The organism is Streptomyces sp. col6, assembly GCF_008042035.1.
Taxonomy (GTDB): Bacteria; Actinomycetota; Actinomycetes; order Streptomycetales; family Streptomycetaceae; genus Streptomyces.
In genome coordinates, this window is sequence record NZ_RDBL01000006.1 from 1,274,565 (window position 1) to 1,297,471 (window position 22,907).

Below are 22,907 nucleotides of genomic sequence, written 5' to 3' on the forward strand. Positions count from 1 at the left end.
GGCCAACCACACACCAACCCCTGAGGATCGCTGCATGCCTGGCATCACGCGCGAGGAGGTCGCCCACCTCGCCCGGCTGGCGCGTCTGGAGCTGAAGGGCGAAGAGCTCGATCACTTCGCCGGACAGCTCGACGACATCATCGGCGCGGTCGCCCGCGTCTCCGAGGTAGCCGACCAAGACGTACCGCCGACCTCCCACCCGCTGCCGCTGACGAACGTCATGCGGGCGGACGTCGTCCGTCCGTCTCTCACCCCCGAGCAGGCGCTCTCCGGCGCCCCGGCCCAGGAGCAGCAGCGTTTCAAGGTGCCGCAGATCCTGGGGGAGGACTGACAGCCATGACGGACATCAGCAGCATCATCAAGCTCACCGCGGCCGAGATCGCCGCGAGGATCGCCTCCGGCGAGCTCACCGCCGTCGAGGTCACCGAGGCCCACCTGGCCAGGATCGACGCCGTCGACGAGAAGGTGCACGCCTTCCTGCACGTCGACCGCGAGGGCGCGCTCGCCCAGGCCCGTGCCGTGGACGCCAAGCGGGCGGCCGGCGAGAAGCTCGGCCCGCTGGCCGGCGTCCCGCTCGCGCTCAAGGACATCTTCACCACGAAGGACATGCCGACCACCGTCGGCTCGAAGATCCTCGAAGGCTGGGTCCCGCCGTACGACGCGACCCTCACGAAGAAGCTGAAGGCCGCCGACGTCGTCATCCTCGGCAAGACCAACATGGACGAGTTCGCCATGGGGTCCTCCACCGAGAACAGCGCCTACGGCCCCACCGGCAACCCCTGGGACCTCACCCGCATCCCGGGCGGCTCCGGCGGCGGCTCCTCCGCCGCCCTCGCCTCCTTCGAGGCCCCGCTCGCCATCGGCACGGACACCGGCGGCTCCATCCGCCAGCCCGCCGCCGTCACGGGCACGGTCGGCGTCAAGCCCACCTACGGCGGGGTCTCCCGCTACGGCATGGTCGCCTTCTCGTCCTCCCTCGACCAGGGCGGCCCCTGCGCCCGCACGGTCCTGGACGCGGCGTTGCTGCACGAGGCGATCGCCGGGCACGACCCGATGGACTCGACGTCGATCGACGCGCCGGTCCCGCCGGTCGTCGAGGCCGCGCGCAACGGCTCCGTCCAGGGCATGCGCGTCGGCGTCGTCAAGCAGTTCTCCGGCGAGGGCTACCAGGCCGGTGTCGTCCAGCGCTTCAACGAGTCGGTCGAGCTGCTGAAGTCGCTCGGCGCCACGGTCGTCGAGCTGGACTGCCCGACCTTCGACCTCGCCCTGTCGGCGTACTACCTGATCGCGCCGTCCGAGTGCTCCTCGAACCTCGCCCGGTTCGACGCCATGCGCTACGGCCTGCGCGTCGGGGACGACGGCACCAAGTCCGCCGAGGACGTCACCGCGCTCACCCGTGAGGCCGGCTTCGGCGACGAGGTCAAGCGCCGCATCATCCTCGGCACGTACGCGCTCAGCTCGGGCTACTACGACGCGTACTACGGCTCGGCGCAGAAGGTCCGCACGCTGATCACGCGCGAGTTCGAGCAGGCCTTCGAGCAGGTCGACGTGATCGTCTCGCCGACCACGCCCACCACCGCCTTCCCGATCGGCGAGCGCGCCGACGACCCGATGGCGATGTACCTGGCCGACCTGTGCACCATCCCGACCAACCTGGCCGGCAACGCCGCCATGTCGCTGCCCTGCGGCCTGGCGCCCGAGGACGGCCTTCCGGTCGGGCTGCAGATCATCGCCCCCGCCATGAAGGACGACCGGCTGTACAAGGTCGGAGCCGCCGTCGAGGCCGCTTTCGTGGAAAAGTGGGGACACCCGCTGATCGAGGAGGCTCCTTCGCTATGAGCGCGATGACCAAGAAGGCCAAGAACTTCAAGAAGTCGAAGACCGGGCTGTACGTGTCGATCGGCAGCACCGCGTTCGGTGCGCTCGGCGTCGCCAAGCAGGCGAGGCTCGCCCGTGAGGACAACGACACGCTGCGTCTCATCGACGCCGCCGTGTCCGCCGCCGCCATCATCACCGGCCTCGCGATCCTCTATCGCGAACTGAAGCGTCTCGGCGACGACGACGTACTGCTGGGCTGAGAGGGAAAGTTTTCCGTGACTGTCATCGACCTGGAGTCGTACGAGGACGCCCTCGCGACGTACGACCCCGTCATGGGCCTTGAGGTCCATGTGGAGCTCGGCACCAAGACGAAGATGTTCTGCGGCTGCTCCACGGAGCTGGGGCGGGACGCCAACTCGCAGACCTGCCCGGTCTGCCTCGGGCTGCCCGGCGCGCTGCCGGTCGTCAACGAGATCGGCGTCGAGTCCGCGATCAAGATCGGTCTCGCGCTCAACTGCGAGATCGCCGAGTGGTGCCGCTTCGCCCGGAAGAACTACTTCTATCCGGACATGCCGAAGAACTTCCAGACCTCCCAGTACGACGAGCCGATCGCCTACGACGGCTATCTGGACGTCCAGCTGGAGGACGGCGAGATCTTCCGGGTGCAGATCGAGCGCGCCCACATGGAGGAGGACACCGGCAAGTCGACGCACGTCGGCGGCGCCACCGGCCGTATCCACGGCGCGTCCCACTCCCTGCTCGACTACAACCGCGCGGGCATCCCGCTCATCGAGATCGTCACCAAGCCGATCGAGGGAGCGGGCGCACGGGCCCCCGAGGTCGCCCGCGCGTACGTAGCCGAGCTGCGCGAGCTCATCAAGGCGCTCGGCGTCTCCGAGGCCCGCATGGAGATGGGCCAGATGCGCTGCGACGTCAACCTGTCGCTGCGCCCCAACGGCACCGAGACGTTCGGTACCCGCTCCGAGACGAAGAACGTGAACTCGCTGCGTTCCGTCGAGCGGGCGGCCCGCTTCGAGATCCAGCGCCACGCCGCGGTGCTGAACTCCGGCGGCACGATCGTGCAGGAGACCCGGCACTTCCACGAGGAGGACGGCTCCACCACGGCCGGCCGCATCAAGGACAACGCCGAGGACTACCGCTACTTCCCCGAGCCCGACCTGGTGCCGGTCGCCCCGGCCCGGGAGTGGGTCGAGGAGCTGCGGGGCGCCCTTCCGGAGCTGCCGCGGGTCCGCCGCGCCCGGCTCAAGGAGGAGTGGGGTGTCTCCGAGCACGACATGCAGTCCATCCTCAACGCGGGCGCGGTCGACCTGATCGTCGCCACGACCGAGGCGGGCGCCCCGTCGGACCAGGCCCGTAAGTGGTGGATGGGCGAGCTGGCCCGCAACGCCAACGAGACCGGCCGCGGTCTCGACGAGCTGCCCGTCACCCCGGCGCAGGTCGCCCGGGTGGCCGAGCTCGTCGCCGCGGGCGACCTCAACGACAAGCTCGCCCGCCAGGTCCTGGAAGGCGTGCTCGCCGGCGAGGGCGACCCGGACACCGTCGTCGAGAAGCGCGGCCTGAAGGTCGTCTCCGACGAGGGCGCGCTGTCCACCGCCGTGGACGAGGCCATCGCGGGCAACGCCGCCATCGCGGACAAGATCCGTGGCGGCAAGGTCGCGGCGGCCGGTGCGCTGGTCGGCGCGGTCATGAAGGCGACCCGGGGCCAGGCGGACGCGGCCCGGGTGCGCGAGCTGATCCTGCAGAAGCTCGGCGTCGAGGGCTGAGCCCTTTCCGTACGGCCCGAAGGGGCGGCGTCACAGGTCTCCGGACCCGTGGCACCGCCCCTTCGGCGTGCGGAGGCGGCGCTTGGACTTCCGGGCGGACCTGTTGGACGTTCACCACCGGTCCGCGCGCAGTCCTTCCCCGCGCCACCCGGCCTGCATAGCTTCCCCGCTGTAACCATCGCAAAGGGGAGGCTCTTTTGACCACGGACATGTCACGGCGACGGCTCTTCGCGCTGGGCGGCGGCGCGCTCGGCGCCGCTGCGGCGGGATCGTTCCTGCCGCCGTCGCTCCAGGCAGCCATCGCCGCGCAGCCCGCCCACGCGGGGCCCGGTGGGGGAGGGCTGCGGGACATCAGGCATGTGGTGATCCTGATGCAGGAGAACCGTTCCTTCGACCACTACTTCGGCACCCTGCGCGGCGTACGCGGCTTCGGTGACCGCAACGCCGTCGAGCTGCCCGCCGGCGGGACGGTGTTCGAGCAGCCCGGCGCGGCCGGCTCCACCGTGCTGCCCTTCCCGGTGCGCGGCGCGGCCGAGGAGCAGAAGAAGGACCTCCAGTACATCGGCGCCCTCGACCACTCCTGGAACGGCGGCGCGAAGGCCTGGGGCGGCGGCTGGATGAACGGCTGGATCAGCGCGAAGACCGCGGCCACGATGGCGTACTACGACCGCCGCGACATCCCGCTGCACTACGAACTGGCCGACACCTTCACCGTCTGCGACGCGTACCACTCCTCGATCCACAGCTCCACCAGCCCCAACCGCAACCACCTGTGGAGCGGGAAGACCGGCTTCGAGCCGAACGGGAAGCGGGCCGTCGGCAACGACGCGTACGACGAGGGCACGCACCCCGGCTACGACTGGTCCACCTACGCCGAGCGGCTGGAGAAGGCCGGGCGCAGCTGGCGCACGTACACCGAGTGGGAGAACTTCACCGACAACCAGATCGAGTTCTACGCCACCTTCAAGGCCGTCGCCCGCAAGGCCCTGGCGAAGACCGGCGGCCACACCTACATGGAGTCCTTCTACGCGCAGGTCCGGGACGCCTCCGGGGCCGAACGGGACCGGCTGCTCGGGCTCCTGGAGGAGGGCGTGGCCACGCTCACCCGGCAGGAGCGCAGCCTGTTCGAGCGGGCGCTGCGCCGGGTGCCGACCGGGACGCTGGCCGAGGAGTTCGCCAAGGACGTGGCGGCCGGAACGCTGCCCGAGGTCTCCTACCTGGTCCCGTCGGCGATCGACTCCGAGCACCCGAGCGTCTCCTCGCCGGTGCACAGCGCCACCGTCGTCTACAAGATCCTCGACGCCCTCGGCAAGCACCCGGACGTCTGGCGGCACACCGCCGTGCTGATCAACTACGACGAGAACGACGGCTTCTTCGACCACGTTCCGCCGCCCGTCGCGCCCGGCGAGGTGACCGACGAGCAGTGGGAGGGCCGTCCCACCGGCCTCGGCATCCGGGTGCCGATGCTCGTCGTCTCGCCGTGGACCGTGGGCGGCTACGTCTGCTCCGAGGTCTTCGACCACACCTCCGTCATCCGCTTCCTGGAGCGCTGGACGGGTGTGGAGGAGCCCAACATCAGCGACTGGCGGCGCCGCGTCACCGGCGACCTCACCTCCGCCTTCGACTTCACCCGGACCCGGCGGCAGCCCTCCGTGGAGCGGCCCGGGGTGATCCCGCCGCTCAGCGGCCGCTGGCAGCCGAAGCCGCCCGCCGTCCAGCACCTGCCCGAACAGGAGCCCGGCGTACGCCCGGCGCGCGCACTGCCCTACCAGCCCGACGCCCAGGTCCGGCGGGCCCGCGGCGGTCTGCGGGTGGAACTCGGCAACAGCGGCAAGGCGTCGGCGCACTTCGCGCTGTACCCGTACGCGGGTGAGTTCCCGGCCCCGCAGCACCAGGACGTCCGGGGCGAGGGCCACTGGACCGTCCCGCCGGCGGGCGAGTCGTACCGCTTCACGGTGACCGGGCCGAATGGCTTCCGGCGCGAGTTCGAGGGGCCGGCCGACGGCGGGGCCGAGGTCGCCTCCCGCATCGACGCCCGCGACCGCGATCTGTACCTCACCCTGCGCAACACCGGCCGCCGCACCCTGACCTTCCTGGTGCGCCCGCTCGGTTACGTCGACGAGGACGACCTGCGGAACTGGACCCGCCACGTCACCGTCAAGCCGGGGCGCAGCCGTACGGTCGTGCACTCGGCGGCCGACGCGCACGGCTGGTACGACCTGGCGGTCACGGCCGAGGGCGAGAGCGGCTTCCGGCGACGGCTGATGGGGCACATCGAGAACGGCCGGGCGAGCGTCTCCGGCTGACCGGGCCGCCGGTCGCAGGGCCTGATCCATCCCGGTGCGGCGGCGGACCGGGCCCTGTGACCATGGCCACGAAAGGGACAAAGGATCATCTTCTGCTGTCAGAGTGGCGTTCTCAGGTCATGAGACGTTTACGGGCAGATCACGTTATCTGCGGGTAAAGGTCCACGAACCCGCAGGGAGCACGTCCCTTGGCTGCCATCGCCCGCTGGTGCGTCACGCACCGCCTCGTCGCCGTTCTGATCTGGCTGCTCGCCCTCGGGGGCACGGCCGCCGCCGCGGGGTTCGCGGGGTCCGCCTACTCCAACGACTACGAGGCCCCCGGCACCGAGTCGGGCCGGGCCGCCGAACTGCTCAAGAGCGGGTTCACCGACCTCGGCGGCGACACCGACACCATCGTCTGGCACACCGCGGACTCCACGGTGCGCGCCACCGACGTCGAGCAGAAGATGACCCGCACCCTGCACGCCGTCGAACGGCTGCCGGGCGTCGGGGCGGTGGACAGTCCGTACACCGGGACCGGCGGCGCGCAGATCAGCACCGACGGGCACACCGCGTACGCCACCGTCACCTTCGACAAGCGCGCCGACGACGTCCCCGTGGCCCAGGCGAATGCGGTCGTGGACACCGCGAAGGCGGCCGAGAGCCCGCATCTGCGCGTCGAGCTGGGCGGCCAGGCCGTCGGGCTCACCGAGGCGCCCGCCGCGCACCTCAGCGAAATCATCGGGGTCGCCGTCGCGGCCGTCGTGCTCTTCCTCGCCTTCGGCTCGCTCGCCGCGAGCATGCTGCCCATCGCCACCGCGCTCGTCTCCGTCGGCACGGCGTACGCGGGCATCGTGCTGCTCGGACACGTGATGACCGTCGCCGACTTCGCCCCCATGCTCGGCATGCTGATAGGGCTCGGCGTCGGCATCGACTACGCGCTGTTCATCGTCACCCGCCAACGCAGAGGGCTGCGGCGCGGCATGACCGTGCCCGAGGCCGCGCAGCACGCGGTGGCGACGACCGGGCGGGCCGTGGTCTTCGCCGGGGCCACCGTCTGCATCGCGCTGCTCGGCATGCTGATCCTGCGCCTGAGCTTCCTCAACGGCGTCGCCATCGCGGCCTCGCTCACCGTCGTCCTGACCGTCGCCGCCTCCGTGACCCTGCTCCCCGCCCTGCTGTCGCTCATCGGGCTGCGCGCGCTGAGCCGGCGCGAACGGGCCCGGCTGGCCGCGCACGGGCCGCAGCCCGAACTCCCCACCGGCTTCGCCGCCCGCTGGGCCGCGTTCGTCGAACGGCACCCCAAGCTGCTGGGCGCGCTCGCCGCCGTCGTGATGCTGGTCCTCGCGCTGCCCACCTTCTCGCTCCACCTCGGCAGCTCCGACCAGGGCAACAACGCGGAGTCCGCCACCACCCGGCAGGCGTACGACCTGCTCGCCGACGGCTTCGGCCCCGGTGTCAACGGACCGCTGACCGTCGCCGCGCACCTGGACGGCGCCGACGACCGGCTCGCGATGGACACCCTGCCGGCCACCCTGCGGGCGGTCGACGGCGTGGCGTGGGCCCACCCGGTCACGTACAACGCCGCGGGCGACACCGCGTACGTCACCGTTGTCCCCGACTCCTCGCCGCAGTCCCGCGCGACCAGCGAACTCGTCGAGCGGCTGCGTACGGACGTGCTGCCGAAGGCGGCCGACAACACCTCGCTGGAGACCCATGTGGGCGGGGTGACGGCCAGCTACGACGACTTCGCGCAGATCATCATCGGCAAGCTGCCGCTGTTCATCGGCGTCGTCACAGGGCTCGGCTGCCTGCTCCTGCTGATGGCGTTCCGGTCCGTCGGCATCCCGCTGAAGGCGGCGGCGATGAACGTCGCGGCGGTCGCCTCCTCGTTCGGCGTGGTCGTCGCGATCTTCCAGTGGGGCTGGGGCAGCGAACTCCTCGGCCTCGGCAGCGCCGGTCCGATCGAACCCTTCCTGCCGGTGATCATGGTCTCCGTGCTCTTCGGCCTCTCCATGGACTACCAGGTCTTCCTGGTCGGCCGGATGTACGAGGAGTGGCTGGAGACCCGCGACAACCGGCGCGCGGTCCGCGTCGGCCTCGCCGAGACCAGCCGGGTGATCAACTCGGCCGCCGTGATCATGATCTCGGTGTTCCTCGCCTTCGTGCTCAGCGGCGACCGCGTCATCGCGATGTTCGGCATCGCCCTGGCGGCCGCCGTGGCGCTGGACGCCTTCGTCCTGCGCACCCTGCTCGTCCCGGCCCTGATGCACCTGCTGGGCGGCGCCAACTGGTGGCTGCCCGGCTGGCTGGACCGCCGCCTTCCCCGCCTGAGCATCGAACCGCCGGACCGCCCGGTGACACGGGTTCCGGTGCCGGGGGTGCGGACGTACGAGGAGGAGCCGGCCGCGCGCGTCCACTGACCGCGCGCCGGGCCGACGGCGGGCGTTAAGGGGCCTCTCATCTGCGGCACCTAGCGTGCGCAGCATGAACCCCAAGACGCCCGAAGCCGTCGCCGACGGCGAGAAGACGACCGACGAGACCGAGACCACGTCCGTGGAGAAGGCGGAACAGCAGGACCGGGACGAGACGGGCCGGGGGGCCGTGACGGACGCGGACCCGGCCGACGAGGGCGCCGTGGACACCGACGACACCGACGACGTCAACGGCAGCGACGACACCGACGAGGAGACCTCCGGGCGGCTCGCCGCAGCGTCCGCCGCCGTCGTCTCCGCCGGACTCGGCGTCGTCGCCCTCACCGGCGCCTGGAGCGGCCGGGTCGCCGCCGAGCGCGAGACCCTCATCGGCCAGATCAAGACCTCGTCCGGCAGCTCCGCGGCCCAGCAGATCAACGAGATATACGGCGACGCCTGGCACGCCACCGCCCTGGTCAACGGCCTCTTCGGCCTGCTCGCCCTGCTGGTCGGCACCTATGTCCTGGTCCGGCCCGCGTTCGGCGCCCCGGCCCGGCAGCCGCAGGCCGGCTGGGTCCGCGCGGTCGCCCGGGGCGGCATCGCCCTCGGTGCGCTCGGCGTACTCATCGCCGTGGCCATGTACTTCGACCTCATCGTGGCGCTCCCCACGACGGCCGGATAGGTCGGTTCCGGGGCTCCGGGGCGCCGCCCTAAGGCATGCCGGGGCGGTTTCACCGGGTCCCGGGGCGGTAGGGCCCCGGGCCTAAGGCCTCCGTACGCCACAGATGCGGAACACGCCCGATGTGGCGCACCCCCCTGGGGGACGAGAGTGGTGGCACGGCAGAGGAACTGCCGCCACCGAGGCCCGCAAGGGCCCTCACCCAGGGGGACATCCCATGTTCGAGTACGAACTCCACAAGGTCATGCACGCCGAGCTCCTGCGCCGTGCCGACCTCAAGCGGCTGGCCGGCGAGGCGACCCGCGCCCGCCGCAGCCGCCGCGACGCCCGCCGGACCGCACGCAAGGAAGCGGAGGGGCCGGTGAGTACCGGCGGCGACCGGGACCGGTTCACGCACGCCGCGTAGGGCGGCAGCGGTGGACCAGGGCCGGGGGCCGTTCGGCCCTCGGCTAATTCCGTCGGCGTTGTCGGACCCGTGTGCGATGCTCAGCCAGGTGGAGACCAGGTCAGTCAGCCCCGTGTTCGTCGGCCGCACCGGCGAACTCACCTCGCTCACCGGCGCGCTCACCCGCGCCACCACGGAACCCTCCGGTGCGGCCGGGGGGTTCTTCGGCGAACCGCAGGCCCTGCTCATCGGCGGTGAGGCGGGGGTCGGCAAGACCCGCCTCGTCGAGGAGTTCCTCGCCGTCGCCGCCCGCCGGGACGCCGTCGTCGCCGTCGGCGGCTGCGTCGAGATCGGCGCCGAGGGACTGCCCTACGCCCCCTTCTCCACCGCCCTGCGCGCCGTACGCCGCGCCCTGCCCGAGGAGATGGCCGCCGCCTGCGCCGGCCAGGAGGGCGAGCTGGCCAGGCTGCTGCCCGAGCTGGGCGAGACCGGCCGGTACGGCTCCGACGAGCTCGGCACCGCCCGCCTCTTCGAACTGACCGTCCGGCTCCTGGAGCGCATCTCGGCCGACCGGGCCGTCGTGCTCGTCCTGGAGGACCTGCACTGGGCCGACTCCTCCACCCGCCACCTCCTCGCCTACCTCTTCCGCACCCTGCGCAGCGGCCGCCTCGTCGTCGTCGGCACCTACCGCGCCGATGACATCCACCGCCGCCACCCGCTGCGCCCGCTCCTCGCGGAGATCGACCGGCTGCGCACCGTCCGCCGCATCGAACTCTCCCGGTTCACCCGGTCCGAGGTCCGCCGCCAGCTCACCGGCATCCTCGCCGACACTCCCGAACCCGCCCTGGTGGACGAGATATTCGAGCGCTCCGACGGCAACGCCTTCTTCGTCGAGGAGCTGGCCTGCACCCTGGAGTGCCGCAGCGGGGCCGGTGACGCCCTCCCCGACTCGCTGCGCGACCTTCTCCTGGTCCGTGTCGAGACGCTCTCCGCCGACGCCCAGAAGGTCGCCCGGATCGTCGCCGAGGGCGGCTCCGCCGTCGAGTACAGGCTGCTCGCCGCCGTCGCCGGACTCGCCGAGGACGACCTCATCGAGGCCCTGCGCACCGCCGTCGGCGCCAATCTGCTGCTCACCACGCCGGAGGGCGACGGCTACCGCTTCCGCCACTCCCTGGTCCGCGAGGCCGTCAGCGACGACCTGCTGCCCGGCGAGCGCTCCCGCCTCAACCGCCGGTACGCGGAAGCCCTGGAGGCCGACCCCGGCCTCGTCCGGGAGGGGGAGCGCGCCACCCGCCTGGCCAGCTACTGGTACGGCGCGCACGACCCGGCCAAGGCGCTGCCGGCCGTGCTCAGGGCCTCCGTCGAGGCCCGCCACCGCAACGCCTACGCCGAGCAACTGCGCCTGCTGGAAAGGGCGCTGGAGCTGTGGGACGACGCCCCCGAGGACGTACGGAGCACGCTGCGCCCCATCGACTACGCCGAGGTGTACCCCACCTGCGGCCGCGACGCCTCCACACCGCTGACCTATCTCGACCTGATGGCCGAGGCCACCGTCGCCGCCCGGCTCGGCGTCGAGCGCGAACGGGCCTTCGCCATCTGCAAGAAGGCCCTGCGCATCCTGGAGGGCGAGGACGACGCCCTGCGCGCCGCCTGGTTCTGGGTCCAGCGCTCCCGCCTGGTCCAGGACCTCACGCGCGGCGACGGCTGGGAGGAGCTGGCCACGGCCGAGCGGCTGGTCCGGGGCCTGCCCCCGTCAGCGGTGCACGCCGACGTCCTGATGATGGTGGCCGGCTGGGGCGCCCTGCACCGCCCCGGCGCCGACACCCTCGCCGCCGCCGAACGGGCCGTGGAGTACGCCCAACTGGTCGGCAACGAGTACATCGAGCTGCACGCCCGCCTCACCCGCGGCTGGCTCAACGCGGACGCGGGCGCCGTCGACGAGGGCATCGCCGAGATGTACGCCGTCCGCGACCGGGCCGACGAACTGGGCCTCATCGACATCATGGGCCGGGCCAGCATCAACCTCCCCTCCACCCTGGAGGCGATGGGCCGTTCCCTGGAGGCGGTGGCCGCGTCCGACCACGGCATCCGCATCTGCCACGAGCACGGCGTCGCGGACATCGAGGCGTGGGTCCGCACCAACCAGGCGATGTCCCTGTTCTCGCTGGGCCGCTGGGACGAGTCCGTGGCCACCACCGAGGCCGCCGCCCGCAAGTCGCTGTCCCGCAAGTCCCAGGGGCTGGTCGCCGCCCGCCGCACCGAGATCGCCCTGGCCCGCGGTGACCTCGCCGAGGCCGAACGCCAACTCGCTCTGACCCGCCGCTCCTTCGGCTCCAGCGACCCGCAGCCGCAGCACTTCATCAACCCCGTGCGGCACGCCATCCTGATCGCCGTGCGGCAGGGTCGGCTGCCCGAGGCGCGCGCCGCCTTCGAGGCGCAGGCCGCCGAGGGCTTCCCGACCGGCACCCAGCGCTACGCCTTCCCGATGCTGCACGCCGTCGCGGCGGCGGAGGCCGACGCCCGGGGCCTGCCCGCCACCGAGCCCGGCCGGCCGGGCATCATCGACCTGGTCCGCAGCCATCTCAAGCGGCTGCCGGCCCTCGTCCCGGTCTGGGCCGGATACGTCCTGCTCGTCGAAGCGGAGCTGGCCAGGGCCGAGGGCACCGACACCCCGGACCACTGGGAGGGCGCCGCCCGCGCGTTCACCTCGCTGCACCGCCCGTACGAGCTGGCGCAGATCCAGCACCGCTGGGCGGAGGCGCTGCTCATCGCCTCCGGTGACCGGGCCACCGCCACCGGCCTGCTGCGCCAGGCCCATGCCACCGCCGTACGGCTGGGGGCCCGCCCGCTCACCGAGACCATCGAGCTGCTGGCCGGCCGCGCCCGTATCGCCCTCACCGGCACGGGGCCGGCGCCCGAGGAGATACCCGCCGCCGTCGTCGTCCCCGACGAGACCGGCGTGCCCGCGCAGCCGCCGGTCCGGGACCCCTCCGAGGAGCAGCTGAAGGCCGCGGCCGCCGCCGTGGAGTCCTTCGGGCTGACCCCGCGCGAGCAGGACGTGCACCGGCTGGTCGCCGCCGGACTCACCAACCGCCGCATCGCCGAGGAGCTGTACATCTCGCCGAAGACCGCGAGCGTGCACGTCTCCAACATCCTGGCCAAGCTGGGCGTGACCGGCCGCGGCGAGGCCGCCGCGCTGGCCCACCGGCTGCGGCTGTACCCGGTGCCCGAGCACCGGTGAGGCGGTACCGGCGGGGCCGCGGCCCCGCCGGTACCGGCCGCTACTTCACCCGCACCAGCAGGATCCTGTCGTCGCCCGCCTTCGGCGTGCCCCGGCCGTCCGTCTCGCTCGTCACGAGCCACAGCTTGTCGCCGCCCGCCGCCAGCACCGTGCGCAGCCGCCCGTACTCGCCCTCCAGGAACGCCTGCGGGTCCGCCAGGGGCTCCTTCGCCGCCCCGTCCTCGAAGGACAGGGGGATGCGCCACAGCCGCTCGCCCCGCAGGCCCGCCATCCAGATCGAGCCCTTGGCGTAGGCGATGCCGCTCGGCGAGGCCTCGGAGGTCTTCCACTGGGCCACCGGGTCGTGGAAGCCCTTTTGGTGCTCGGTGCCTTCGACGTCCGGCCAGCCGTAGTTGCCGCCCGGCTCGATCAGATTCAGCTCGTCCCAGGTGTCCTGGCCGAACTCGGAGGCCCACAGCCGCTTCTCCGCGTCCCAGGCGAGGCCCTGGACGTTGCGGTGGCCGTACGAATAGACCACGGAGTCGGCCTCCGGGTTGCCGTGCAGCGGCTCGCCGTCGGGCGTCATCCGGAGGATCTTGCCCGCCAGCGACTCCTTGTCCTGCGAGCGGTCGCCGTCGCCGGTCTCGCCCGTGCCCGCGTACAGCGCGCGGTCGGGTCCGAAGGCGATCCGCCCGCCGTTGTGGATCGAGCCCTTCGGGATGCCCCGCAGGATCGTGTCCGGAGCGCCGAGCGACTGTCCGGGCGTGGACGCGTTCTCGTCGTAGTTCATGCGGGCGATGCGGTTGTCCGAGGCGGTGGTGAAGTACGCGTACACCAGGTGGTCGGTGCCGAAGTCGGGGGAGACGGCGATGCCCAGCAGCCCGCCCTCGCCCGCCGGGGCGACACCGGGGACCGTGCCGAGGAGCTTCTTCTTCCCGGTCTTCGCGTCGATCCGGGTGATCGTCCCCTTGTCCCGGGAGCCCACCAGGAGGTCGCCGCCGGGCAGCGCCGCCAGGCCCCAGGGCGAGTTCAGCCCCTCGGTGAGCGTCGAGACCACCTTCGCCGAGCCCTTGGCCGGCGGCTGGTCGGCCGGGGGGCGCGAGACGGACGGCGACGGCGAGGCGGACTTCCGGGGCGAGGCCGAGGGGGAGTGCGCCGGTGAACTCGCGCCCTGGCCCGCCGAACTCTCCATGCCCTCCTGCGAGGAGCACCCCGCGGCGAGCAGCAGGGCGCCGGCCGCCAGCACCGCCACCGTGCCCCGCCGCGCCCCCCGGCCGCCCGGCCTCGTCAGACCCAACGGGCCCCGCACTGATCCGAACACCGCACCGATCCCTTCCACAGCCGCCTGTCCCCTGTTCTTACACCGAGCCCGCCCGGACCGGGGCACTTTCCCGACCGGCGGTCGGCGCGCCGGGTGATCAGTCCCAGGACTCGTGCGCCGCCGGCAGCCGGTCGATCTCCGCCAGGTCGCGCGCCGTCAGGACGAGACCGGCCGCCCCCGCGTTCTCCACGGCCCAGTGCTCCCGCTTGGTTCCCGGCACCGGCACCACCTGCGGGCCCTGGTGCAGCACCCAGGCCAGGGCCACCTGCGCGGGCGTCGCCCCGTGCCGCTCGGCGACCCGGCGCAGCCCCACCACGAGCGGCTGGTTCGCCGCCATCGTCTCGGCCGTGAACCGGGGATGCCGGGCCCGCAGGTCCTCCGGCTCGAAGCCCTGACCCGGCGTCAGCGTCCCCGTCAGGAACCCGTTGCCCAGCGGCATCGCGGCCAGGAGGCCCACGCCCCGGTCCGCGCACCAGGGCAGCAGCGACTCCAGCGCCTGCGGCGACCACACCGACAGCTCCGCCTGCACGGCGCTGACCGGGAAGACCTGCTGCACCCGCTCCAGCTGCCGGATCGTTCCGTCGTGCGTCCGCGCACCCGGCCGCCGCGACGCCCGCGCACCGACCGCGCACAGTCCCAGCGCCCGGACCTTCCCCGCGCGCACCAGTTCCGCCATCGCGCCCCAGGTCTCCTCGACGGGCACCTCGGGGTCCGCGCGGTGCAGTTGGTACAGGTCGATCACATCGGTCTGCAGCCGCCGCAGCGAGGCGTCGCAGGCCCGCCGCACATAGCCGGGCCTGCCGTTGGCCACGATGTGCTGATCACCCACCAGGAGACCGCACTTGGTGGACACGAACGCCTTCTCGCGGCGGCCCTTCAACGCCCGCCCCACCAGCAGCTCATTGGTGAAGGGCCCGTACATGTCGGCGGTGTCGAGCAGGTCGACACCCGCGTCGAGCGCCGCGTGCACCGCCCGCAACGCGCGGTCGCCGCGCTGCTGCGAGGCGCTGTACGCCCAGCTCATCGGCATGCAGCCGAGACCGACCGCACCCACGGCGAGCGCCGCCGCACCGAGACTCCTGCGCTCCAACTCCCGAACCCCTTCTCGCACCCGCCAACAACCTAACCTCTGCGCCCCGGCGGGCTTCGCATAGCCTCCTGACCATGACTTCCACCACGCACTCCGCCCCCGCCCCCGAGGTCTGGCTGCCCCTGCGCCCCGAGGAGATCGAAGGGCTTCCCGAGGGCCTGACGTACCGCTTCTGGGACGGCGCGGAGGACTTCCCGGCCGACCCGGCCGACTGCGCCTACTACGTCGTCCCCTACATGAAGGGCATGGAGATCGCGGTCCGGCCGCTCGCGGAGATGAGCCGGGTCCAGGTCGTGCAGACGCTGTCGGCGGGCACCGACCACGTCGAACCCGGCCTCGCCGGACTGCCCGCGGGGGTACGGGTGTGCAACGCCAAGGGCGTCCACGAGGCGTCCACCGCCGAGCTGACCCTCGCGCTGATCCTGGCCTCGCTGCGCGGCTTCCCCGGCTTCGTGCACGGCCAGGACAAGGAGGAGTGGCGGTCCGGCTTCTACCCGGCGCTCGCCGACAAGTCCGTGCTGATCGTGGGCTACGGATCGATCGGTTCGGCCATCGAGGACCGGCTCGCGCCGTTCGAGTGCGCGCGGGTCGCACGCGTCGCACGCTCCGCGCGGACAACCGCACGCGGTCCCGTACACACGCTCGACGACCTGCCCGCCCTGCTGCCCGAGGCCGATGTGGTCATCCTGTCCACCCCGTTGAACCCCTCCACCCAGGGGCTGGCAGGCGCGGACTTCCTCGCGGCGATGCCCGACGGGGCGCTCCTGGTCAACGTCGCCCGGGGGCCGGTCGTCGACACCAAGGCCCTGCTGTCCGAACTCGAGTCCGGCCGGCTGCGCGCCGCCCTGGACGTCACCGACCCGGAACCGCTGCCTTCCGGCCACCCCCTCTGGCATGCTCCGAACGTCCTCATCACCCCGCACGTGGGAGGCAGCACCTCGGCGTTCCTGCCGCGCGCCAAGCGGCTGATCGCCGGACAGCTCACCCGCTTCGCCGCGGGCCGGCCGCTGGAGAACGTCGTACGCACCACCGGCTGACCACGCACCGGGCATGTGCGGTTCCCCTCCGTGGCCACAACACCGCAGGTAGTCACGGAGAGTAGAGGAGCTATGTCCCTGAGTGACGAGTCTGGTGTATCGTCCCGAAAGGGGTGCTGCGCCGTGGCAGGGACGGCGCCGGGGAGCCAGCCACACGCGAGGGGGCGACGGGCGATGGACGGCCGATGGGCGAACGACCGGACACGGCAGGGCAGGCGACGGCGGGCGAAGGGCCCGGTGAGCCGGCGCCGCGGCCGGCCGGGGACCACGGGAGGGCCGCGGTGAGCGCCCCGGCGAGCACCCGCGGAGCGCTCCTCGCCCGGCAGTCCGGAGCGGGCCGCACCTCCGCACTGCTCCCGCAGCTCGTCCTCGGCCTCGTCTGCGGTGGCTACGCCGTGGGCGCGGCCACCGGCTGGGGATCGGCCCAGGTGGCCCTGTTCATGGGGGACTTCGGCCTCAGCGTCGCCGCCCTGGCCGCCGCCGTCTCCTGCTTCCTCTTCGCCCGCGCCGCCGACATCCGGTTCCGCCCGGCCTGGCTGCTGTTCTCGCTCTCCTCGCTGATGGCCTCGTGCGGCAACGCCGTCTGGGGCTGGTACGAGTGCGTGCGCGGCGTCCAGGTTCCGAGCCCCTCCCTCGCCGACCTCTTCTTCCTCTGCTTCGCGCCGCCCGCCATCGTCGGCCTCCTCGTCCTCGCCAAGCGGCCCGTCACCCGGGCCGGCTGGGTCTGCCTGGCCCTCGACGCCTGGCTGATCGGCGGCTCGCTCCTCACCCTCTCCTGGAGCCTCGCCCTCGCCCACACCGCGCACGTGGCGGACGCCGAGGGCGACAGCGTGGCCCGCGCCGCCCTCTCGCTGGCCTACCCGCTGCTGGACATCGTGCTCGTCTCGATGGTGCTCGCCCTGCACTTCCGGCGCTCCAGCGTCAACCGCGCCGCGGTGAACACCGCCATCGCCGCGCTGGCCCTGACCGTCCTGTGCGACGCGCTGTTCACCTCGCCGCTGCTGCGCCAGACCTACCACTCGGGCCAGTTGCTCGACGCCGGCTGGTTCGCCGGCTCGCTGCTCCTCGCGTACGCCCCCTGGGGCGCCGCCCGTGACGCGGACAACGCTGTCGCGGACGCGGACCGGGACACCCCGCGCCCCACCAGCCGCCCCATCGCCGGCTCACTGGCGGCCCTGACCCCGTATCTCGCCGCGGCCGTCTGCACCCTGGGCATCCTGTACAACGTCATCGAGGGCCGCCGGGTGGACCGCGTCGTCGTCTTCACCGGGTGCACGGTGGTCCTCGCGCTCGTCGTCCGGCAGGGCATCATGCTCGTCGACAACATCGCCCTCACCCAGGAACTGGCCCAGAAGGAGAACCACTTCCGCTCCCTGGTCCAGGGCTCCAGCGACGTCATCATGATCGCCGCCCCCAGCGGCGTCCTGCGCTACGTGAGCCCCGCCGCGGCCGGGGTCTACGGGCGCGACGCGGACGAGCTGGTCGGCGCCGAGCTGTCCTCGATCATCCACCCCGACGACCTCGGCCGGGTGGTCCACGAGGTGCGCCGCTTCCTGGCCGCCCCGCCCGGCGAGGAGCCCACCACCCGCATCGAGTGCCGCTTCCGCTCCGGCTCCGGCGACTGGCTCAACGTCGAGTCCACCGTCAACCGCCACCAGGGCGGCCTCATCCTCAACAGCCGGGACGTCACCGAACGGGTCCGCCTCCAGGCCCAGTTGCAGCACAACGCCGAGCACGACCCGCTCACCGACCTGCCCAACCGGGCCCTCTTCACCTCCCGGGTCCGCCAGGCGCTCGGCGGCCGCCGGGCCGGGGACGCCGGCACCGCCGTGCTCTTCATCGACCTGGACGGCTTCAAGGCGGCCAACGACCGGCTCGGCCACCAGGCGGGCGACGAACTGCTCATCCAGGCCGCCCGCCGCCTCCAGGACTCCGTCCGGGCCGGGGACACCGCCGCCCGCCTCGGGGGCGACGAGTTCGCCGCGCTCATCGTCGGCGACGTGGGACGCGAGCAGGACGCCCGCGAGTGTCAGGTCCACGAGATCGCCGACCGGCTGCGCCTCACGCTCTCCGAGCCGTACCGCATCGGGGCCGGCGAGGTCCGCGTCACCGCCTCCATCGGCGTCGCCTTCGCCGAGCCCGGCATCACCCCCAACGACCTCATGCGCAACGCGGACCTGGCCATGTACCGGGCCAAGGCCGCCGGGAAGAACCGCGTCCAGCTCTACGCCCCGCAGATGCAGGCCGACGTGGTGCGCCGCTCCGAGCTGGCGACCCGGCTGCGCGGCGCCCTGCGCGACGGCGAGTTCGCGCTGCTCCACCAGCCCGTGGTCCACCTCGCCACCGGCACGGTCGCGGCGGTCGCCGCCCAGGCCCGCTGGCGCTCCGCCCAGGGGATCCTGTTCACCCCCGCCGAGTTCCTGCGGATCGCCGAGGACGGCGACCGCACCGCGGAGCTGGGCCGCTGGCTCCTGGAGGAGGCCGTCGAGCAGGCCGCCGACCGGGCGAGGGCCGGCCACCAGGTCTCCGTCGCCGTCCGCCTCCCGGCCCGCAGGCTGCTGGACCGGGGCTTCCCGGCCGGCTCCGTCGAGGCGCTGCTCACGCGGTACGGGCTGCCCTCCGGGGCGCTCATGATCGAGGTGGCGGACAGCGATCCACGGGTCTCCTTCGAGGACCTGGAACAGCGCCTGGCCGCCCTGCGCCGGCTGGGCGTGCGGATCGCGCTCGACGGCTTCGGCAGCGGCTACGCCGCGATCAACGCCCTGCGCCGGCTCCCCATCGACGTGCTGAAGCTGGACCGGGGCCTCGTCGAGGGCGTCGTCGAGTCCGCCCGCCTGCACAAGATCACCAGCGGGCTGCTGCGGATCGCCTGCGACCTCGGCATGCAGTCCGTGGCCGACGGCGTCGACGTCCCGGAACAGGTCCTCGCCCTGCGCGCCATGGGCTGTACGCACGGCCAGGGCGCGGCCTTCTCCGGACCTCTCGACGAATACCGGCTGCGCCGCGCCCTGGCCCGCGGTACGTTTCCGGTGCCCGGCGGCGTACCCGCGCAGCCGGTCCTCGCGGGCGGCTCGATCCCGTCGCTCACCGGATCACATGCTGAGACACCCGTCCCACCCACTTGACACTCCGCGGGCGTCGGAGAGAGGGTCAATGCCATGCGCACCCGAATTCTCGTACTTGGAAAGCGCGTCGGCTGAAGCAGGGTTCCTCCATGACACTCTGCGGACCGCACCGGCGCGCTCCCCTCGCTTGCCTCACGGCACGGGGGGTTTTTTGTTGCACCGGACCAGGCAAAACGTCGTAAAACACTCGCAAAAACCTCAGCTTCGAGAAGAGAATGCCGATGACCGAGCAGGCCACCGGGGCCCACCATCCCCAGCCGCGGGCCCGTACCGGCGGATCGCCCTCCGCCACCGTTGAGCACGTCACGGGTGCGCAGTCCCTCATCCGCTCCCTCGAGGAGGTGGGGGCCGACACGGTATTCGGCATTCCCGGCGGTGCGATCCTTCCCGCCTACGACCCGATGATGGACTCCCAGCGCGTCCGTCACGTCCTGGTCCGCCACGAGCAGGGCGCCGGCCACGCGGCCACCGGCTACGCGCAGGCCACCGGCAGGGTCGGCGTCTGCATGGCCACCTCGGGCCCCGGCGCCACCAACCTGGTCACTCCGATCGCCGACGCGTACCTCGACTCGGTGCCGATCGTCGCGATCACCGGCCAGGTGGCCTCGGCCGCCATCGGCACGGACGCCTTCCAGGAGGCGGACATCTGCGGCATCACGATGCCGGTCACGAAGCACAACTTCCTGGTCACCAAGGCCGAGGACATCCCGCACACCATCGCCGAGGCCTTCCACATCGCCGCCTCCGGCCGTCCGGGACCGGTCCTCGTCGACATCGCCAAGGACGCGCTCCAGGCGAAGACCACCTTCAGCTGGCCGCCGGTCATGGACCTGCCCGGCTACCGCCCGGTGACCAAGCCGCACGCCAAGCAGATCCGCGAGGCCGCCAAGCTCATCACCCAGGCCAAGCGCCCGGTGCTCTACGTGGGCGGCGGCGTCATGAAGGCCGGGGCCACCGCCGAACTCAAGGTGCTGGCCGAGCTGACCGGAGCGCCCGTCACCACCACCCTGATGGCGCTCGGCTCCTTCCCCGACAGCCACCCGCTGCACGTGGGAATGCCCGGTATGCACGGTGCGGTCACCGCCGTCACCGCGCTGCAGAAGGCCGACCTGATCGTCGCGCTCGGCGCCCGCTTCGACGACCGCGTCACCGGCAAGCTGGACAGCTTCGCCCCGTACGCCAAGATCGTCCACGCGGACATCGACCCGGCGGAGATCGGCAAGAACCGCGCGGCCGACGTCCCGATCGTGGGCGACGCCCGCGAGGTCATCGCCGACCTGGTGCAGGCCGTCCAGGCCGAGCACACGGAGGGCAACACCGGCGACTACACCGCCTGGTGGAAGGACCTCAACCGCTGGCGCGAGACCTACCCGCTCGGCTACGACCTGCCCGAGGACGGCAGCCTGTCGCCGCAGCAGGTCATCCAGCGCATCGGCGAACTGGCCCCGCCGGACACGATCTTCGCCGCGGGCGTCGGCCAGCACCAGATGTGGGCCTCGCACTTCATCCAGTACGAGCAGCCCGCCACCTGGCTGAACTCCGGCGGCGCCGGGACGATGGGCTACGCGGTCCCGGCCGCGATGGGCGCCAAGGCCGGCATGCCCGACCGCACGGTCTGGGCGATCGACGGCGACGGCTGCTTCCAGATGACCAATCAGGAACTCACCACCTGCGCCCTGAACAACATCCCGGTCAAGATCGCCATCATCAACAACGGCGCGCTCGGGATGGTTCGCCAGTGGCAGACCCTGTTCTACAACCAGCGGTACTCCAACACCGTGCTGCACTCCGGCGCCGACACGGACGGCAACGCGGCGAAGGGCACCCGGGTGCCCGACTTCGTGAAGCTCTCCGAGGCCATGGGCTGCCACGCGATCCGCTGCGAGGACCCGGCCGATCTGGACAAGGTCATCGCCGAGGCCAACGCGATCAACGACCGCCCGGTCGTCATCGACTTCATCGTCCACGAGGACGCCATGGTCTGGCCGATGGTCGCCGCCGGCACCTCCAACGACGAGGTCATGGCCGCCCGCGGCGTCCGCCCCGACTTCGGCGACAACGAAGACGACTGAGAGACAGAGAGAGACCGACCTCATGTCCACCAAGCACACGCTCTCCGTCCTGGTCGAGAACAAGCCCGGTGTCCTGGCCCGGATCACCGCGCTGTTCTCCCGCCGCGGCTTCAACATCGACTCGCTCGCGGTCGGCACCACCGAACACCCCGACATCTCCCGCATCACCATCGTCGTGAATGTCGAGGACCTGCCCCTGGAGCAGGTGACCAAGCAGCTCAACAAGCTGGTCAACGTCCTGAAGATCGTCGAACTCGAGCCCGCCGCTGCGATCCAGCGGGAGCTCGTCCTGGTGAAGGTCCGCGCCGACAACGAGACCCGCTCCCAGATCGTCGAGATCGTCCAGCTGTTCCGCGCCAAGACCGTCGACGTCTCGCCCGAGGCCGTGACGATCGAGGCGACCGGCGGCGCCGACAAGCTGGAGGCGATGCTCAAGATGCTGGAGCAGTACGGCATCAAGGAGCTCGTCCAGTCCGGCACCATCGCCATAGGACGTGGCGCGCGCTCGATCACCGACCGGTCCCTGCGCGCCCTCGACCGCACGGCGTAGTCCCCCCGGGGACTCGCCGACCCGCCGCGCCGCTCGTATGGCGAGACCCGAAAACGTATCTGACGCACCCCGCCGTACGGTGGGACGCAACACCTGCACACCAAGGAGAAGACCCAGTGGCCGAGCTGTTCTACGACGACGATGCCGACCTGTCCATCATCCAGGGCCGCAAGGTCGCGGTCATCGGCTACGGCAGCCAGGGCCACGCCCACGCGCTGTCGCTGCGTGACTCGGGTGTCGACGTCCGTGTCGGTCTGCACGAGGGCTCCAAGTCCAAGGCCAAGGCCGAGGAGCAGGGCCTGCGCGTGGTGACCCCGTCCGAGGCCGCCGCCGAGGCCGACGTCATCATGATCCTCGTCCCGGACCCGATCCAGGCCCAGGTCTACGAGGAGTCCATCAAGGACAACCTCAAGGACGGCGACGCGCTGTTCTTCGGCCACGGCCTGAACATCCGCTTCGACTTCATCAAGCCGCCGGCCAACGTCGACGTCTGCATGGTCGCCCCCAAGGGTCCGGGCCACCTGGTCCGCCGCCAGTACGAGGAGGGCCGCGGCGTTCCGTGCATCGTGGCCGTCGAGCAGGACGCCTCGGGCAACGGCCTGGCGCTCGCCCTGTCGTACGCCAAGGGCATCGGCGGCACCCGCGCCGGCGTCATCAAGACGACCTTCACCGAGGAGACCGAGACCGACCTCTTCGGCGAGCAGGCCGTTCTCTGTGGTGGCACCGCCGCCCTGGTCAAGGCCGGTTTCGAGACCCTGACCGAGGCCGGCTACCAGCCGGAGATCGCTTACTTCGAGTGCCTGCACGAGCTGAAGCTCATCGTCGACCTCATGTACGAGGGCGGCCTGGAGAAGATGCGCTGGTCCATCTCGGAGACCGCCGAGTGGGGCGACTACGTGACCGGCCCGCGCATCATCACGGACGCCACCAAGGCCGAGATGAAGAAGGTCCTCGCGGAGATCCAGGACGGCACCTTCGCCAAGAACTGGATGGCCGAGTACCACAACGGTCTGCCCAAGTACAACGAGTACAAGAAGGCCGACAGCGACCACCTGCTGGAGACCACCGGCCGTGAGCTGCGCAAGCTCATGAGCTGGGTCAACGACGAGGACGCGTAACACCCCGGC

At 72.0% G+C, this 22,907-nt stretch carries 16 protein-coding genes; 14 read left to right on the forward strand and 2 right to left on the reverse strand.

Going from position 1 to position 22,907, the window contains the following annotated elements; genetic code table 11:
• Nucleotides 1–34: 34 nt before the first annotated feature.
• From gatC to EAO73_RS09915, 9 genes are all read left to right on the forward strand, one after another.
• Entirely contained in the window at nucleotides 35–331 is a 297-nt protein-coding gene (gene gatC / locus EAO73_RS09875) for an Asp-tRNA(Asn)/Glu-tRNA(Gln) amidotransferase subunit GatC (RefSeq protein ID WP_018102521.1), read from the forward strand.
• A 5-nt stretch (nucleotides 332–336) separates the two neighbouring features.
• Nucleotides 337–1,839 (forward strand): Asp-tRNA(Asn)/Glu-tRNA(Gln) amidotransferase subunit GatA, encoded by a 1,503-nt coding sequence (gene gatA / locus EAO73_RS09880; protein ID WP_147971003.1) that lies wholly within the window; start codon nucleotides 337–339, stop codon nucleotides 1,837–1,839.
• On the forward strand, nucleotides 1,836–2,078 hold the full coding sequence (locus EAO73_RS09885) for a hypothetical protein (protein WP_147971004.1): 243 nt from the start codon (nucleotides 1,836–1,838) through the stop codon (nucleotides 2,076–2,078). The genes gatA and EAO73_RS09885 overlap by 4 nt, the downstream gene beginning before the upstream one ends.
• Before the next feature lie 15 nt (nucleotides 2,079–2,093).
• Complete coding sequence (gene gatB, locus EAO73_RS09890; protein WP_147971005.1) at nucleotides 2,094–3,602, forward strand: Asp-tRNA(Asn)/Glu-tRNA(Gln) amidotransferase subunit GatB; 1,509 nt, start codon at nucleotides 2,094–2,096, stop codon at nucleotides 3,600–3,602.
• A 197-nt stretch (nucleotides 3,603–3,799) separates the two neighbouring features.
• Nucleotides 3,800–5,908 (forward strand): phosphocholine-specific phospholipase C, encoded by a 2,109-nt coding sequence (locus EAO73_RS09895; RefSeq protein WP_147971006.1) that lies wholly within the window; start codon nucleotides 3,800–3,802, stop codon nucleotides 5,906–5,908.
• Nucleotides 5,909–6,096: 188 nt separating this feature from the next.
• A complete protein-coding gene (locus EAO73_RS09900; protein WP_147971007.1) occupies nucleotides 6,097–8,310 on the forward strand; it encodes an MMPL family transporter in 2,214 nt (737 codons plus the stop codon).
• 64 nt (nucleotides 8,311–8,374) lie between these two features.
• Nucleotides 8,375–8,983: a hypothetical protein gene (locus tag EAO73_RS09905; RefSeq protein ID WP_147971008.1), complete on the forward strand. Its 609-nt coding sequence runs from the start codon at nucleotides 8,375–8,377 to the stop codon at nucleotides 8,981–8,983.
• A 214-nt stretch (nucleotides 8,984–9,197) separates the two neighbouring features.
• Nucleotides 9,198–9,386: a hypothetical protein gene (locus tag EAO73_RS09910; protein WP_147971009.1), complete on the forward strand. Its 189-nt coding sequence runs from the start codon at nucleotides 9,198–9,200 to the stop codon at nucleotides 9,384–9,386.
• Nucleotides 9,387–9,462: 76 nt separating this feature from the next.
• A complete protein-coding gene (locus EAO73_RS09915; RefSeq protein ID WP_191133979.1) occupies nucleotides 9,463–12,606 on the forward strand; it encodes a helix-turn-helix transcriptional regulator in 3,144 nt (1,047 codons plus the stop codon).
• A gap of 40 nt (nucleotides 12,607–12,646) precedes the next feature.
• Here the strand turns inward: EAO73_RS09915 and EAO73_RS09920 are convergent, their stop codons facing one another.
• Nucleotides 12,647–13,837 (reverse strand): PQQ-dependent sugar dehydrogenase, encoded by a 1,191-nt coding sequence (locus EAO73_RS09920; protein ID WP_147971494.1) that lies wholly within the window; start codon nucleotides 13,835–13,837, stop codon nucleotides 12,647–12,649.
• A gap of 166 nt (nucleotides 13,838–14,003) precedes the next feature.
• Nucleotides 14,004–14,960 carry an aldo/keto reductase gene (locus EAO73_RS09925; RefSeq protein ID WP_147971495.1) on the reverse strand — a complete coding sequence of 319 codons (957 nt, stop codon included), beginning with the start codon at nucleotides 14,958–14,960 and terminating at the stop codon, nucleotides 14,004–14,006.
• Between the two features lie 110 nt (nucleotides 14,961–15,070).
• Here EAO73_RS09925 and EAO73_RS09930 point away from each other — a divergent pair, with 110 nt between their 5' ends.
• The 5 genes from EAO73_RS09930 (at nucleotide 15,071) to ilvC (ending at nucleotide 22,898) form a co-directional block, all read left to right on the forward strand.
• A complete protein-coding gene (locus EAO73_RS09930; protein ID WP_147971010.1) occupies nucleotides 15,071–16,033 on the forward strand; it encodes a 2-hydroxyacid dehydrogenase in 963 nt (320 codons plus the stop codon).
• 281 nt (nucleotides 16,034–16,314) lie between these two features.
• Nucleotides 16,315–19,158 (forward strand): putative bifunctional diguanylate cyclase/phosphodiesterase, encoded by a 2,844-nt coding sequence (locus tag EAO73_RS09935; protein ID WP_147971011.1) that lies wholly within the window; start codon nucleotides 16,315–16,317, stop codon nucleotides 19,156–19,158.
• A 215-nt stretch (nucleotides 19,159–19,373) separates the two neighbouring features.
• Nucleotides 19,374–21,230, forward strand: a complete 1,857-nt coding sequence (locus tag EAO73_RS09940) for an acetolactate synthase large subunit (RefSeq protein WP_191133980.1) — start codon at nucleotides 19,374–19,376, stop codon at nucleotides 21,228–21,230.
• A gap of 22 nt (nucleotides 21,231–21,252) precedes the next feature.
• Nucleotides 21,253–21,780, forward strand: a complete 528-nt coding sequence (gene ilvN, locus EAO73_RS09945; RefSeq protein ID WP_147971013.1) for an acetolactate synthase small subunit — start codon at nucleotides 21,253–21,255, stop codon at nucleotides 21,778–21,780.
• Nucleotides 21,781–21,896: 116 nt separating this feature from the next.
• Nucleotides 21,897–22,898: a ketol-acid reductoisomerase gene (gene ilvC, locus EAO73_RS09950; RefSeq protein ID WP_037690024.1), complete on the forward strand. Its 1,002-nt coding sequence runs from the start codon at nucleotides 21,897–21,899 to the stop codon at nucleotides 22,896–22,898.
• The last annotated feature ends 9 nt before the right edge of the window (nucleotides 22,899–22,907 follow it).